The organism is Mycobacterium sp. E802 (assembly GCF_001666875.1).
Classification (GTDB): Bacteria; Actinomycetota; Actinomycetes; order Mycobacteriales; family Mycobacteriaceae; genus Mycobacterium.
In genome coordinates this window covers 1-14,787 of record NZ_LZJD01000130.1, presented here as the reverse complement: position 1 = coordinate 14,787, position 14,787 = coordinate 1, and the positions used below count along the sequence as shown (strand labels likewise).

General features: G+C 67.3%; 14 protein-coding genes. 7 read left to right on the top strand and 7 right to left on the bottom strand.

Going from position 1 to position 14,787, the window contains the following annotated elements; all coding sequences use genetic code 11:
• The 3 genes from A5699_RS18845 to A5699_RS18835 all read right to left on the bottom strand — a co-directional run bounded on the left by A5699_RS18845 (position 1) and on the right by A5699_RS18835 (position 3,092).
• A complete protein-coding gene (locus A5699_RS18845; RefSeq protein WP_067772106.1) occupies positions 1-1,623 on the bottom strand; it encodes a PE-PPE domain-containing protein in 1,623 nt (540 codons plus the stop codon).
• A gap of 256 nt (positions 1,624-1,879) precedes the next feature.
• On the bottom strand, positions 1,880-2,380 hold the full coding sequence (locus A5699_RS18840; RefSeq protein WP_067772232.1) for a lipoprotein LpqH: 501 nt from the start codon (positions 2,378-2,380) through the stop codon (positions 1,880-1,882).
• A gap of 262 nt (positions 2,381-2,642) precedes the next feature.
• Entirely contained in the window at positions 2,643-3,092 is a 450-nt protein-coding gene (locus A5699_RS18835) for a lipoprotein LpqH (protein ID WP_067772103.1), read from the bottom strand.
• A 65-nt stretch (positions 3,093-3,157) separates the two neighbouring features.
• Here A5699_RS18835 and tgt point away from each other — a divergent pair, with 65 nt between their 5' ends.
• From tgt to A5699_RS18820, 3 genes are all read left to right on the top strand, one after another.
• Positions 3,158-4,402: a tRNA guanosine(34) transglycosylase Tgt gene (gene tgt / locus A5699_RS18830; RefSeq protein WP_067772099.1), complete on the top strand. Its 1,245-nt coding sequence runs from the start codon at positions 3,158-3,160 to the stop codon at positions 4,400-4,402.
• Positions 4,403-4,473: 71 nt separating this feature from the next.
• A complete protein-coding gene (gene hpnE / locus A5699_RS18825) occupies positions 4,474-5,829 on the top strand; it encodes a hydroxysqualene dehydroxylase HpnE (protein WP_067772096.1) in 1,356 nt (451 codons plus the stop codon).
• The gene (locus tag A5699_RS18820) at positions 5,826-6,407 is read left to right on the top strand and encodes a TetR/AcrR family transcriptional regulator (protein WP_067772093.1); all 582 of its coding nucleotides are present in this window, start codon (positions 5,826-5,828) and stop codon (positions 6,405-6,407) included. Before hpnE ends, A5699_RS18820 begins: the two co-directional genes overlap by 4 nt.
• Here A5699_RS18820 and A5699_RS18815 read toward each other — a convergent pair.
• The gene (locus A5699_RS18815) at positions 6,394-7,158 is read right to left on the bottom strand and encodes an amino acid ABC transporter ATP-binding protein (protein ID WP_067772090.1); all 765 of its coding nucleotides are present in this window, start codon (positions 7,156-7,158) and stop codon (positions 6,394-6,396) included. The genes A5699_RS18820 and A5699_RS18815 overlap by 14 nt on opposite strands.
• Positions 7,155-8,651 (bottom strand): ABC transporter permease subunit, encoded by a 1,497-nt coding sequence (locus A5699_RS28670; RefSeq protein ID WP_231965761.1) that lies wholly within the window; start codon positions 8,649-8,651, stop codon positions 7,155-7,157. The genes A5699_RS18815 and A5699_RS28670 overlap by 4 nt, the downstream gene beginning before the upstream one ends.
• Positions 8,652-8,761: 110 nt before the next feature.
• Between A5699_RS28670 and A5699_RS18805 the strand changes: the two genes are divergently transcribed.
• Together A5699_RS18805 and A5699_RS18800 are read left to right on the top strand one after the other, a co-directional pair.
• Positions 8,762-9,043: a type II toxin-antitoxin system Phd/YefM family antitoxin gene (locus A5699_RS18805; protein ID WP_067772087.1), complete on the top strand. Its 282-nt coding sequence runs from the start codon at positions 8,762-8,764 to the stop codon at positions 9,041-9,043.
• Positions 9,040-9,297 (top strand): Txe/YoeB family addiction module toxin, encoded by a 258-nt coding sequence (locus A5699_RS18800; RefSeq protein ID WP_067772084.1) that lies wholly within the window; start codon positions 9,040-9,042, stop codon positions 9,295-9,297. The genes A5699_RS18805 and A5699_RS18800 overlap by 4 nt, the downstream gene beginning before the upstream one ends.
• On the opposite strand, the gene gluQRS is transcribed toward A5699_RS18800, so the two are convergent.
• Positions 9,291-10,178 carry a tRNA glutamyl-Q(34) synthetase GluQRS gene (gluQRS, locus tag A5699_RS18795; protein ID WP_067772081.1) on the bottom strand — a complete coding sequence of 296 codons (888 nt, stop codon included), beginning with the start codon at positions 10,176-10,178 and terminating at the stop codon, positions 9,291-9,293. The genes A5699_RS18800 and gluQRS overlap by 7 nt on opposite strands.
• A 271-nt stretch (positions 10,179-10,449) precedes the next feature.
• Here gluQRS and A5699_RS18790 point away from each other — a divergent pair, with 271 nt between their 5' ends.
• Positions 10,450-13,248, top strand: a complete 2,799-nt coding sequence (locus A5699_RS18790) for a LuxR family transcriptional regulator (RefSeq protein WP_067772226.1) — start codon at positions 10,450-10,452, stop codon at positions 13,246-13,248.
• Between the two features lie 52 nt (positions 13,249-13,300).
• Entirely contained in the window at positions 13,301-14,209 is a 909-nt protein-coding gene (locus tag A5699_RS18785; RefSeq protein ID WP_067772078.1) for a hypothetical protein, read from the top strand.
• Here the strand turns inward: A5699_RS18785 and A5699_RS18780 are convergent.
• On the bottom strand, positions 14,146-14,787 hold a 642-nt coding region (locus A5699_RS18780; protein WP_157561334.1), incomplete at its 5' end, for an ATP-dependent DNA ligase. The genes A5699_RS18785 and A5699_RS18780 overlap by 64 nt on opposite strands.

Genomic DNA, 14,787 nt, shown 5'->3' with positions numbered 1-14,787 from the left:
CTATTTCTGATCGGCGCTCTTCTCGGCGTGTGCGCGGGTCTTGGGTGCGGTCTTGGCCTGCGCTTTGTCGGTGGCCGCTTTGCGGTGCTTGCCGACGTATCCGCGGATCCGGTCGGGTTTGTCGGTGGCGGCGGCATGTTTGGCGGTCGATCGGGTGATCTTGCCGTTCTGTTCGGAGGTCTCCGCGGTCTCCGACTTGTCGGCGCTCTCGTCGGCGTCAACTTCGGTCGCGGACGTCACGGTCGAGTCGGTCAGGCCCACCGAGCTGCGCAGCTTGGTCCGCGCCACGGTGACGGCAGGGGCCGGCGCCGCGGTGTCGGCCGGTTCGTCGACGTCCCCGGGGACGTCGGGGTCCTGCACCGTGCTGTCGTCCCGGGGAGGCTCTACCGGCGTCAAGCTCTTGAGCGGAGTTTTGGCCGGGGTCGACGCCGGTTGCCGTGACGACTCATCCGGTTGGGTCGTCTGCTGCTGCGGGGTCTCGGTCGGTGGCTGCACCGCGGGCCCACCGACGCCGTACATACCGGCCGAGGTGGTGCCGAACGGGCGTCCCATCCCAGCCGCCTCGAAGCCGTCGTCGAGCCCGACGGGGATCGCGTTGATGAAGTTGGCGAGGTCGGTGATCGGGTTGGAGATCCGGAACAGGCGGGCCGCGGCGTCGGCGCCGGGACTCAAGGTGCGGTCATACCCCTGCTCGACCACGACGCGCAGGGGTGCGTCCAGGGCCAGCAGCAGCGGCCGCGGGATGCCGATCTGCTCGAGCGGACGCAACAGCGGCAGCAGGTCGGTGCCGACGGTGTAGTAGGTCGTGTCGCCGTAGGTGCGGGTGTCGGTGTTGGGGGCGCCTGGCGCCAGGTCGGTGTCCGGATCCACCGTGGTCTCGTAATTACCGTGTAGATAGACGATTCCGAGCACCGCGTTGGCCGTGGCGAACACGTTGAGCGGATACAGCGGGAAATCGGCCCAGCCGTCGTACTGCTGGGCGACGTCATAGGTGGTCGGCGGGTCACCTTCCTCCCAACCCGGACTGGTGGTCGGTGCCGGCCCGGAGAGCGGGATGTCCAGGACCGGAATCGTGAAGCCGCGGAAGCGGGACAGGATGCCGCCGTTCGGCCGAGTCGGGTTGGACACCATGACATAGACGATGTTGCCGTTGGTGGTGTTCGCCTTGTACTGGCTCAGGATCACCGCGCTCTGCGAATATCCGACGAGCACCAGTGGTTCGTCCGGGTCTTCGGCGGCGACGCGTTGGCCGAGCCGTTGGAGGCCTTGCCCGACGGACGCCCCATAGGTCAGATCGTTCAACCCACCTTGCGAGATGGGCCAGAAGCCGCCGTTGTACTCGACCTGATCGCCGGTCATCCAGTCATCGCCGTTGTCGACGGCGAGATCGCCCGCCGAACCGGTGGTCTGGGTGATGACGCCATTGGCGAAATCCACGAACGACACGTCGTTGTCCGTGTAGCTGCCGATCTTCGTGCCCCGCATGTACAGCGACTGGGCGAGCAGTTCCGTCGGAGCCGGCACGATCGGCAGGGGTATCGGCCCGGCGCCGGACCAAGCGATGGTGGCCGCTCCGATCGGTGCCGCGATGGCCATGCCCAGCGAACTCATCTTCCAACGCATCCGCGACGTCTCCTAATAAGCTGCCCGGACACCGATCCGCGTCGGCTTCGGTGTCGTCTCCCCAGTCCGCACAGCATTTTGCACCAAGAATCTGCGCGGTGTAGCAGAACTGTAATGGTTTGCCTGCTAGGGGATATCGCCCGGTCCGGGTCGGGTCGGGGCAAGCGATCGCGGACTGATTTGCCTTCCGCGCCGGCCGGGCGGAGAACGTGTGGGCCCGGCATTGGCCGGGCCCACACACAGATTTGCGGATTTGCTAGGGGCACGTCACTTCGAGCTCGAAAGGCTTGGTCACGGGGTTCATCCCGTCGACTCCGGTCGCGTTGCCCTTGATCGTGTACTTCTTGCCGTCCTTGACCACGTCGGCGCTGCCGCCGGGCACGCCGGGGGTGTAGCCGAGGCTGACGCCGTCGATGTTGCCCAGTGCCAGCGCGGTGACAGACGGCTGGTCGCCCTCGCTGAGGGTGGCGCTGACGCCGGACATCCCCTGGCCGACGTTGAGGCTGACGTTGCCCGCGACGGTGGCGCACATGACGCTGCCCTCGAGCTGGTGGTCCTTGCCGTCGATGGTGACCCGGGCCGTGCCAGAGCCGGTGGTGGCGGTGGTGTCGCCGGATTCGATCGACGTCGTTGCCGATGGCGACGCGCTGACCGTCGTCTCACCGGAGGTCTCTTTCTTGTCGCTCGACGAACAGCCGGACAGGCCTGCGACGACGATCGCGGCGCCGCTGACGGCGACCAGGAACTCACGCTTCACCACTGCTCTCCTCACGGTTGCGCAGCCCGTCTCCGATGGCGGACTGTCAGCCAGAAGTATGGGGTTTGCGCAGGTCGTGGGCGTGAGTTTGGATGAATTGGCGTGCTGGGACGGGCGGTGTCAGCGGCAGCGGCGAGCGCACCGGATGCTGTGAATTCCCTGACAGGTCAAGGTGTTCCGATCTTGAATCAGCGCCGTGGCTGCCGGCCCGATGCGGTGACCGGAGTCATTGCATGTGCAATGACTCCGGTCGGTCACCCCGCTAGGGACAGGTGACGGCGATGTCGAACGGCATGTCCACCGGTGTGCCCGGGTCGTTGGGGTCGATCCCCATGCCGGTGCCGGTGATGGTGTAGCCCTTGCCGTCGCGCGCGGCGACCACGGGTGCGCTCGACAGTCCGGCGAGATACGTCAGTGAGGCGCCTTCACCGTTGACGTCACCGATGTTCACCGACTGCACCACGGGGGCCTCGCCCTCGGTCAGCACGACGGAGGTGGGCATCTTGCCTTCGATGCCGATGGTGGTCAATCCGTCCTTGGTTTCGCAGCTGACGCTGGTCACCGGACCGGCGTCGTTGGGACCGAAGGTCACCCGGCCTTCACCGGTCTTCTCCGACGAGCTCGAGTCCTGCGACGAGCATCCGGCGATAGCGGCCAGAAACAGTGCACATCCGGTGGCGGCGACGATCCCGCGGCTCATGACCAAATTCACGTCCGCAGTATGGTGCGTCCGCCCCCATGACGGAAATCGGACGCGCATCCGGTTGAATACCGGGTGTGGACCAGCCGTATTTCACCGTGGAGGCCGAGTTGGACGGCCGCTTCGGCCGGGTCGGCACCATCCACACTCCGCACGGCGATATCCACACGCCCGCCTTCATCCCGGTCGGCACCGCGGCCACCGTCAAATCGGTGCTGCCCGAGACCATGAAACAGATTGGCGCCCAGGCGATTCTGGCCAACGCCTATCACCTCTACCTGCAGCCCGGCCCCGACATCGTGGCCGAGGCCGGTGGCCTGGGGGCGTTCATGAACTGGCCGGGCCCGACGTTCACCGACAGCGGTGGTTTCCAGGTGCTCTCGCTGGGTGTCGGCTTCAAGAAGGTGCTGGCCATGGACACCAGCCGGGTTCAGGCCGACGACATCATCGCCGAGGGCAAGGAACGGCTGGCCGTGGTCGACGACGACGGTGTCACGTTCCGCTCGCATCTGGACGGTTCGAAACACCGGTTCACCCCGGAGGTCTCGATCGGCATCCAAAACCAGCTCGGTGCCGACATCATCTTCGCGTTCGACGAGCTCACCACGTTGGTCAACACCCGCGGTTACCAGGAACGTTCGGTGCAGCGCACCCACGAGTGGGCGGTGCGGTGCGTGGCCGAGCATCATCGCCTGCAGGCGCTGGCACCGGAACGGCCACGCCAGGCGCTGTTCGGGGTGGTGCAGGGCGCCCAGTACGAGGACCTGCGTCGGCAGGCCGCGCGCGGCCTGGCCACGATCGGCGGGCAGACCGGCCCGGCCGAGGGGTTGAGCTTCGACGGCTACGGGATCGGCGGCGCGCTGGAGAAGCAGAACCTGGCCACGATCGTCGGGTGGGTCAGCAGTGAGCTGCCCGCCGACAAACCCCGGCACTTGCTGGGCATCAGCGAGCCCGACGATCTGTTCGACGCGATCGCCGCGGGCGCAGACACCTTCGACTGTGTGTCGCCCTCACGTGTTGCCCGAAACGCCGCGGTGTACTCGGCGACCGGGCGGTTCAACATCACCGGTGCGAAGTACAAGCGGGATTTCACCCCGATCGACGCCGAATGTGATTGCTACACCTGCGCCAACTACTCGCGCGCCTACATCCGGCACCTGTTCAAGGCCAAGGAGATGCTGTCGGCCACGCTGTGCACGATCCACAACGAGCGGTTCGTGATCCGCCTGGTCGATCAGATCCGCGCGGCGATCGTCGCCGGTGAGTTCGACGAGCTGCGTGCTGAAGTGCTGGGCCGCTACTACGGCGCCTCGGTGAGCTGAGCGCGGTATTGACCGCACCGCCGGCCGCGACTTAACTTACAAATCGTAAGTTGAACGCGGGGGAGGCGGCCATGGGCGAAACCGACCGGTATGTGGTGATCGGCGGCGGTCTCGCCGGCCTGGCTGCCGCGGTCTGGCTCAGTGAGGCGGGCAAGAACGTCACGCTGCTGGAGCGACGCGGTCAACTCGGCGGGCGCACCCACGCGATGCGGGCCGACGCGGTCGACGACATCCCCGACAACGGGCAGCACGTGATCGCCAGCGGGTATCAACACCTGTACCGGTATCTGACCAGTGTGGGCACCCGGCAGTACCTCGAATTTCCCAAGAGCTCGACGCTGCGCTGGCCCGACGGGCGCAAGGTCACCATGCAGACCACGGGTCTCGGAGCGATCCGCACCTTGTTCGGGGTCCATCCCGACGCCGGCTGGGCCGATCGCTTTCGGGCGGCGCGGGCGACGGTTCTGCTGGGCTGGCAGGCGCTGAGGCCGCCGGCAGACCTGGCCGACATCTCCACCGAGCAGTGGTTCGAGCGGGTCGGCATGCCGGCCCCGGCCCGAGAAGCGTTGTGGGACTGGCTGGCCCTGGGCATCGCCGCCGAGCCGGTGTCCCGGGAATCGGCGAAGGTGTTCGCCAACGTGATGGCCACCGGCATCCGGTTGGGCATCAAACACCGCACCCCGGTCACCATCGGTTATCCCACCGTCGATCTCGACACGCTGTATGTCACCGGTGCGCTGAAGGTGTTCGCCGAACGGGGTGTCGAGGTCCGCTACCGCGCGGTGGCCCGCAGGATCCGCATCGAGGACGGCGCCGTCACCGGTGTGCTGCTGGCCGACGGCACCGAGGTCCCAGCCGACGCTGTGGTGTGCGCGGTACCCAACTCGAACATCGGTGGGCTGCTCGACGATCTGCCCGAGCACCCCGAAATCTATGCCGCCGCCGACAAGTTGGGCTACACGCCGATCGTCAGCACCAACCTCTATCTCGACCGCCCGTTGGGTACCGAGTCGGCGTTCGAGGGGTTGATCGGCGGCACCGGCGTCATCGACGAGGTGTTCGACCGGCAGATCATGCACGGTCGCAACACCGACCAGGCGTGGTTGTACTGCCTGACGACCAGCGGGGCGTACGAGCAGATCCACAAGAGCAACGACGAGATCGTCGACGAGCAGATGGCCCTGCTGCGTCGGTACTATCCCGCCGCCCGCGAGGCGAAAGTGCTTCAGGCGCAAGTGGTCAAGATGCCCAAGGCGACGTTCTCGCAGGTGGTCGGCACCGACGCGCTGCGTCCGTCGCAACGCACCTCGGTGCCGTCGCTGGTACTGGCCGGAGACTGGACGGCCACCGACTGGTCGGCCACGATGGAAAGCGCCGTGCAGAGCGCCGCCAAGGCCGTCGACCTGCTGCTGGAACTCCGGCGATGACCCGGCGCCGGCTCAGCGCAGCGGACCGTCGGGCGCAACTGCTCGACGTCGCCCGCGACATCGTCGCCGACGACGGCTACCCGGCGTTGACCATCGAGCGGGTGGCGAACCAGGCCGGTGTGACGAGAACCGTGGTCTACCAACAGTTCACCGATCTGTCCGGCCTGATGACCGCGCTGCTCGACCGGGAATCGGCCATCGCGTTCGCGGGAATGAGCACGGTCGACCACCCCGATCTCGGGGCAGATGATCTCGGCCGCGGTGTTCTGGACTACCTGCATGCCGCGCCGACGAGTTGGCGCATCATCTTGCGTCCGCCTGACGGTGCACCACCGCAGGTGCGCGAGCGCATCGAGTTGGGCCGCAGTTACGCCAGGAAGATCAGCGCCCGCCGGTTGTCCCGGGCCGCCGGGGCCGACATCGACCCCGACGGCGCGTCCGTGCGAATCCTGTTGGCCGCCATCGAAGAACTTGCGCGGATCCACCTGGACGATCCAAAAGCCCATCCCGACGAGGCGGTGCTCGGCCATTTGCGCTCCTTGGTCGCCTGGGCGGTCGACCGGACTAGAGCGGGTTGAGAATCCGCTGCAGGAACTGGCGGGTGCGTTCTTCTTTCGGATCACCGATCACCGAGGCCGGCGGCCCCTGCTCCAGGATCACCCCGCGATCGGTGAACAGCACCTGATCGGAAACCTGCCGGGCGAACTGGATTTCGTGGGTGACGATCACCAGGGTCCAGCCCTCGGCGGCGAGGTCGCGGATCACGCCGAGCACCTCACCGACCAGCTCCGGGTCCAGGGCCGAGGTCGGCTCGTCGAACAGCACGACCTTGGGTTTCAGCGCCAGGGCACGGGCGATGCCGACCCGTTGCTGCTGTCCGCCCGAGAGTTGATAGGGGTACTTGTCCTGCTGATCGGCCAGTCCCACCTGCCCGAGCAATTCGGCCGCCTCGGCCACCACCTCGTCGTGTGGACGTTTCTGCACCACCAGCGGGCCTTCGGTGACGTTCTGCAACACCGTCTTGTGCGGAAACAGGTTGTGGGACTGGAACACAAACCCGCTCTGTGCCCGGTAGCGGCGCAGCTGGTCCTTGGCCACGGGCTTGGAGAAGTCCAGTTCGGTGTCACCGACCCGGATCACGCCCGAATCGGCCACATCGAGTGCGTTGAGGGTGCGCAGCAGCGTGGTCTTGCCCGACCCCGACGGGCCGATGACCGTCGTCGCCGAACCCTGCGGTACCGTGAACGACACGCCTTTGAGCACCTGGTAGTCACCGAATGCCTTGTGCACGTCGGTGGCGACGATCCGGTCTTCGCGTTCTGTGGTCATCGCGCAACGTGCCTTTCCAGTCGGCGTTCCAGACGACTCTGGCCGAACGACAACACCAGGCAGATCACCCAGTAGTAGATCGCGGCCGTGCCGTAGAGGGCAAAGAATTCGAAGGTCGGTGCCGCGATGATCTGGGCCTGCCGCAACAGTTCGGTGACCAGGATCGTCGACGCCAGCGAGGTGTCCTTGACGAGGGAGATCAAGGTGTTCGACAGCGGTGGCACCGCCACCCGGGCGGCTTGGGGCAGGATGATGCGCCGCAGCGTGCCGGTGTAGTTCAGGCCGATCGTCTCGGCGGCTTCCCACTGTCCCTTCGGGATGCTCTGGATGGCAGAGCGGATGATCTCGGCCGCATAGCCGCCGACGTTGAGGCTGAAGGCGATCACCGCGGCCGGGAACGGATCGATCTTCACCCCGAACTCGGGCAGCGCGAAGAACACGATGAACAACTGCACCAGCAGCGGGGTCCCGCGGATGAGCGAAATGTAGAACCGCGCAACGGAACTGAGCACGCGGTTGGCCGACAGCCGGGCCAGCGCCACCGCCAGCGCGATCACCAGGCCGATGACGAAGCTGACGATGGTGAGCGGGATCGTCATGGTGATCGCCGCTTTCAGCAGCGGGCCCAGGCTGTCGAGCACCAGTTGCCACGTCGAGCGCGGTTGCTTCGGGTTCTCCGCCGATGCGGGCGCACCCGTGGCGTCGGCCTTGAGGTAACGCTGCGAGATGGCGGCCAACGTGCCGTCGGCGCGTAGCTCGTCGAGGGCCTGGTTGAGTTCCGGCAGCAACCCGCTGTTCTTGCGGGCGGCGAAGCCCTGTTCGGCCTTCTCACCGACCTTGCCGGCGATCTTGACGGTCGTGTCGCCGGTTTCGGCGAGGTAGGCGTAGACGGCGATGCTGTCGTTGACCACCACGTCGACCCGGCCCTGGTTGAGCAACTTGATGGCCTGGGTGAAACCTTCGACGGCTTCTACCCGGGCGCCGGCCGCCCGTGCGATCTCCGACCAGTTGCTGGTGGCGTTCTCGGCGGCCACCTTGCCCTTCAGGTCGGCCAGGGAGGTGATCGAGTTGTCGTCGGCGCGGGTGACGATCACCCCCTCGCCGACCGAATACGGTTCGGACAGGTCGTACTTCGCCTTGCGTTCGTCGTTGATGGTCACCTCGTTGGCGACGACGTCGAACCGGTTGGCCTCCAAGGCGGCGAAGATGGAATCCCATGGTGTCTCGACGAATTCCACGCGCACACCGAGTTTGTCGGCGACCGCGCGGGCCACGTCGACGTCATAGCCGGTGAGCTGCCCGGTGGTGGCGTCGTGATAGCTGAATGGGGCGTACACGCCCTCGGTGCCCACCCTCAGCACACCGGAACTCAGCGGTCCGTCGGCCTTGTCGGCACTGTCGCCCTTCGATCCGCACGCCGCGCTCAGAAGAGTGGCGAGCAAGACGAAGGCGAGCAGAATCCTCTTCGGGAGGCTGTTCGGGGGGAATCTCACTGCGGCAACGTAGCAATATCGGCCGGTGGGGCGAAGGGTTCTGCTCACGCGGGTCGCGTGGCCGGGCTTGTACGGTAATCTTGTACCACAGTGGTACGGAAGGCCCGGATATGACGATCAGTGCCAGCGAGGCCCGGCAACGCTTGTTTCCGCTTATCGAACAGGTCAACACCGATCACGAACCGGTGCGGATCACATCGAAATCGGGTGAAGCGGTGCTGATGTCGGCTGATGACTATGACTCCTGGCAGGAAACCGTCTATCTGTTGCGCTCACCGGAAAATGCCCGTCGTCTCATGGAGGCGGTCGCTCGCGACAGGGCGGGCGCGGCCACCTCTGATCACACCACGTCGATAGACACACTCCGGGAGATGGCCGGCGGCCAGGAGTGAGAAGTATCCACTTCGATCCTGACGGGTGGGACGATTTTCTGTTCTGGCTGGCCTCGGGCCGCAAGGTCGCGCGACGGATCACCCGGCTCATCGATGAGATCCAACGCGATCCGTTCGCCGGGATCGGTAAGCCCGAACCGCTGAAAGGCGATCTGTCGGGATATTGGTCACGCCGGATCGACGACGAACATCGGCTCATCTACCGCGCCACCGATACCGAAGTGAAGATTCTCAAGGCCCGGTACCACTATTGAGCGGCCGGCCGATAGATCCAGGGATGGCGCGGCAGCCGTGCCGGGTCGAACCGGTCCAGCATCCCGTCGAGGTCCACGGGCGGCCAGCCCAGTGACGCACTGATCTGCTCCAGCGCGGTCTCGACGCCGATCTCGGCCAGGGTGACGGCGCCGTCGCGTTTGGCCAGCCGGGCGCCGTCTTCGTTGAGCACCAGCGGTACATGCGCGTAGACGGGCTCGGGATAGTCCAGGAGCCGGGCCAGATAGGCCTGGCGCGGGGACGAGCTCAACAGGTCGTCGCCACGCACCACCTGGTCGACGCCGCCGGCCGCGTCATCGACCACCACGGCCAGGTTGTAGGCGGGTACGCCGTCACCGCGGCGCACCACGAAGTCGTCGATGATTCCGGTGTACTGCCCGTGCACCAGATCGGTGACGGTGCCGACGAACGTGTCGGTGCGCAGCCGCAGCGCCGGCGGGCGGCCGGTTTCCGCGCGGCGCGCGACACGTTCGGCTTCGGTCAGGTCCCGGCAGGTGCCCGGATACGCGCCTTCGGGAGCATGCGGCGCCCGCGGGGCCTGCGCGATATCTCTTCGGCTGCAATAGCATTCGTACAACAAGCCGCGGTCGGACAATTCGCCGATCACCGCGTCGTAGTGTTCGGGATGCGCTGATTGCCATTGGACCGGCTCATCCCAGGTCATTCCGATCGCGGCCAGATCCGCCACCTGGCGGTGCCCGATCTCCGGAAACGTCCGGTCGTCGAGATCTTCGACCCGCACCAAGAACCGTCGTCCGGTCGAGCGGGCGAACAACCATGCCAGCACCGCGGTACGGAGGTTGCCGATGTGCAGGTCGGCCGACGGGCTCGGCGCGAACCGCCCGGCGCGGGTCGGGCTCACGCCCGCAATCTATCGACCGCCGCGCTCAGTCACGGTCCCAGGGGTGGTGGTGGCCTGCCCGCCGAAGAACTGGCCGCCACCTGGATCGGGCACGGCGGTCGCGCTGTGTCCTAGCCGGCGCGTCGATCGATGAGCGACTGGGAATCGAATTGCGCACCCGCTGGACGCAATTCGCGCACCACGGGACCAAATCGCTACCGGCTGGTCGTTTGGTGTTCGACTGACGGCGGACTTGATAAAGTTTCGGCAAAAATCCGACCTGGTGGTGCTGATGGTGATGACGGGCGCAGGCGTACCCCTGCGTGGCCGCGCCAGCGAATGTACGGCACTTCGGGGGCTGCTCTCGGCGGCCCGTTCGGGCAGCAGCGCGGTGCTGGTGCTGCGCGGCGAGGCGGGGGTCGGCAAGACGGCGCTGCTGGACTATGTCGTTGCGCAGGCGTCCGAATTCCGGGTCACGCAGGTGGCCGGGATCCAGTCCGACATGGAACTCGCCTTCGCCGGATTGCATCACCTGTGTGCACCGCTGCTGGGCCGCCTCGGTGAGATTCCCGAGCCGCAGCGGGATGCGCTCGAGGTGGCTTTCGGCCGCGGGGTCGGCCCGGCCCCGGACCGGTTCCTGGTCGGCCTGGCCGTATTGAGCCTGCTGGCCGCCGCCGCTGACGAGAAGCCGCTGCTGTGCGTGATCGACGATGCGCAATGGCTCGACCAGGTCTCGGTGCAGGCCCTCGGTTTCGTGGCGCGGCGGCTGCTGGCCGAGCCGGTGGTGGTGGTGTTCGCGGTACGTGACGGCCACGACGGCGCCGTGGACGCGCTGCCCGGTCTGCCGGAGTTGCGGGTACCCGGGCTGGCCGACAGCGACGCCAGGGATCTGCTGGATTCGGTGGTGCTCGGCCGGCTCGACGAGCGGGTGCGCGACCGCGTCATCGCCGAAACCCGGGGCAACCCGCTGGCGCTGCTGGAAGTGCCGCACAATGTCTCGGCCGCCGAGTTGGCCGGCGGATTCTGGAACGTCGGGACCCGCCCTTCGGTGGGGCAGGTCGAGGAGAGTTTCGTCCACCGCATCCGGGCATTGCCGGCCGACACCCGCCGGCTGGTACTGGTGGCGGCGGCCGACCCGGTCGGCGACCCGGTGCTGTTCGCCCGTTCCGCAAGTCATTTGGGCATCGATCTGGAGGCGTTGGCACCGGCCGAGGCTGCCGGCGTGATCGAGTTCGGTTCCCGCATGCGCTTTTACCACCCGCTGGTCCGGTCGGCTGCGTACCGGGCGGCGGACGCGGCGGAGCGTCGCGAGGCACACCAGGCGTTGGCGATGACGACCGATCCGGAGCTGGACCCAGACCGCCGGGCCTGGCATGCGGCCAATGCGTCCGCCGGTCCCGACGATGCGGTGGCCGCCGAACTCGAAGCCTCGGCGTGGCGCGCACAGGCGCGTGGTGGAATCGCCGCGGCCGCCTCGTTTCTGGAACGCGCCGCGGTCCTGACCGCCGACTCCGGCCTGCGGGGTGCCCGGGCGATCGCGGCCGCCGAGGCCAAGCGCGATGCGGCCGCCTCGGAGGCGGCCTACGAACTGCTGGCCCTTGCGGAACTGAACCCGCTGTCCGAACTGCAGCGGGCGCAGGTGGGCCGGCTGCGGGCGCAGATGGAGTTCACCCGCAGCCGCGGCGGCCAGCCTGGTGCACCACCGGTGCGGCACGCGGCGGCCCTGCTGCTCGACGCGGCCGGCCGGCTGGAGACGCTCGACGACGACCTGGCCCGCGAGACTTACATCGAGGCGCTGTCCGCGGCGATGTATGCCTCGCGCAGTCAGCCCGAGGCCCTTGAGGTGGCCGCAGCGGCCGCCGGTATCGCGGTCGCGAAGATCACCGCACCCACGCGGCCCATCGACTTCCTGCTCATCGGCATGGCCAACCTGGTCACCGACGGCCTGCCAGCCGCCGTCGGCCACCTGCGCACCGCGCTCGAACTCTGGTCGGAACACGCCCGTCGCCACGACGGCCGGGCGTTGCGGTGGCTGTCGCTTGCCTTCCCGGTGGTACAGGAATCCGTTGCCGGTGAAATGTGGGACGACGAGTTGATCGCTCGGCTCGCCACCGACATGGTCGCCTACGCGCGCGCCGGCGGAGCGCTGGCCCTCCTCCCGTCAGCGATCGCCTTCGAGGCCGGTGTGCACGTCCACGAAGGTGAATTCGTCACCGCAGCAAGGCTTCTGGAGGAGGCCGAATCCATCTCGGAGGCGATCGGTCACCGTCCGATGAAATACCACCGGGTCGAGTTGGCGGCGTGGCGCGGCGATCTGCGTGAGGCCGGCGATCTGATCGAGGCCGGCACGGCAGAGGGCACCGCCAAGGGCGAGGGGCGATTGCTCGGGGTCACCGGATACGCCGCCGCGGTTCTCTACAACGGCCTGGGCCGGTACGAGGAGGCGTTGGCCGCGGCGCAGAAGACCTGCGAATACCACGATCTCGGCTTCTACGGGTGGTGTCTGCTCGAGCTGACCGAGGCCGCGGCCCGCATGGGGGAGCGCGCGGTGGCCGAAGATGCGGTGCGCCGGTTGGAGGCGGGTGCCGGGTCCAGCGGAACCGACTGGGGCTCGGGCACTGTGGCTGCCGCGCGGGCCATGCTCGCCGGTGACGGGGAGGCCGACGCGCTGTTCGAAGAGGCCATCGAGCGGTTCGGCCGCAGTCGGGTCAAGGTGCAGCTGGCCCGCACCCACCTGCGGTACGGGGAATGGTTGCGCCGTCGCAAGCAGCGCACCAAGGCGCGGGAACATCTCGGCACCGCCTACGAGATGTTCACCAAGATGGGTGCCCGAGCGTTCGCCGAACGTGCCCGTCGTGAGTTGACCGCCACCGGGGAGAAGGTGCGCAAGCAACCCGTGGGCAGCGGCGACGACCTGACGGCGCAGGAGGCGCAGATCGCGCAGTTGGCCAGTGAGGGGCTGACCAATCAGGAGATCGGTGCCCAACTTTTCATCAGCACGCACACCGTCGAATGGCACCTGCGCAAGGTGTTCGTCAAGCTCGGCGTGAGCTCGCGCAGGCAGCTGCGATCAGCGTCGTGGACTGCCTGAACCACGGGGTTTCAAGGGTCCGCAGCGTCATCGCAACCGCCAGGCTCGTCACATGGCGACGATCTTGCTGCAGACCACCATCCCGGCGGACCCCGACGATTGGGATGTCAGCCGTTTCACCATGTTGGCCGCCGAGCTCCGGGCCGCCGGGCACGACGTGCTCGCGCGCAACCGGACCGAGCGCGGCGAGCAGGATCCGGTGCTCGGTCATCTCGACACACTCGGATTCGACCAGCTGTGGCTGATGGCGGTGGAGGTCGGTAACGGCCTGACCGCCGATGAGTGCGCGGCGATCGGCAGGTTCCGCGAGCTCGGCGGCGGCGTGCTCACCGCGCGTGACCACCAGGACCTCGGCAGTTGCCTGCTGGGCCTGGGTTCGCTGGGACTGGTCAACGAGTTCCACGACCCGGGCCTCGACCCGGTGTCTCGGTGCGATGACCAGGACAACCCTGACATCTCCTGGCCCAATTACCACTCGGGCGCCAATGGCGACTATCAGCCCGTGCTGGCGCCGCCGCCGGCGCACGCACTGTTGCGCACCGCCAGGACCGCCAGCGGACGGATCGAGTGGTTCCCGGCCCATCCGCACGAGGGTGCGGTCTCGGCCGCGGTGCCGTTCGCCACCGTGGTGGCACAGGGCCGCAGCACCGCGACGGGCAGGCAGTTCAACCTTGCGGTTGCCCTTGATGGGGAACGCAACGCCGACGGCACGCTGATGGGCCGGGCCGTGGCCGAGTCGACCTTCCACCACTTCGCGGACTACAACTGGGATCTGGACTGCGGGGCGCCGTCGTTCGTCACCGACCGGCCCGGATGCCAGATCAAGGCCGATCCGTCGCATCTGGCGGTGTTCAAGGATTACGTCCGGAATCTGGCGGTGTGGTTGCAGCCGTCGGCTCAGATGAGGCCCGGCACGATGTCGTCGAGCCGGAACGTCACCGGCTGCTCCAGCTGGCCATAGGTGCACGAGTGCGGGTCGCGCTCGGGCCGCCACCGGTTGAACTGCGCGGTGTGGCGGAATCGTAGATTTCTCCCCGTCGCTGCGCTCGCCCCGGGCCGCCCCTCCATGTGGTCGTAACGCACCTCCACCACCCGCTCGGGTCGCAGCGGTACGAACGACAAATCCTTGCCGGCGTTCCAGCGTGAGCCGCCGCCATATCTGCGGGCCGCATCCGGGTCGGCGGCCACCTGCGCGGCCCAGTTCCATGGATGATGCTCGAAACTCGTTACCAGCGGCTGCAATTCGGTGAACAGCTTGCGCCGGGTCGCCATCGGAAACGCCCCGATGACGCCGACGGAGGCCAGCTCACCGTCGTCGGTGTAGAGCCCGAGCAACAGCGAGCCGACGGCGTCGTCCGCGGATTTGTGGACGCGGTAGCCGGCGACCACGCAGTCGGCGGTCCGCTCGTGTTTGATCTTGAACATGACGCGTTTGTCCGGCTGGTAGGTCAGATCGAGTGGTTTGGCGATCACGCCGTCCAGACCCGCCCCTTCGAACTCGTCGAACCAGCGCTGCGCGGTCGGGAGGTCGGTGGTGGC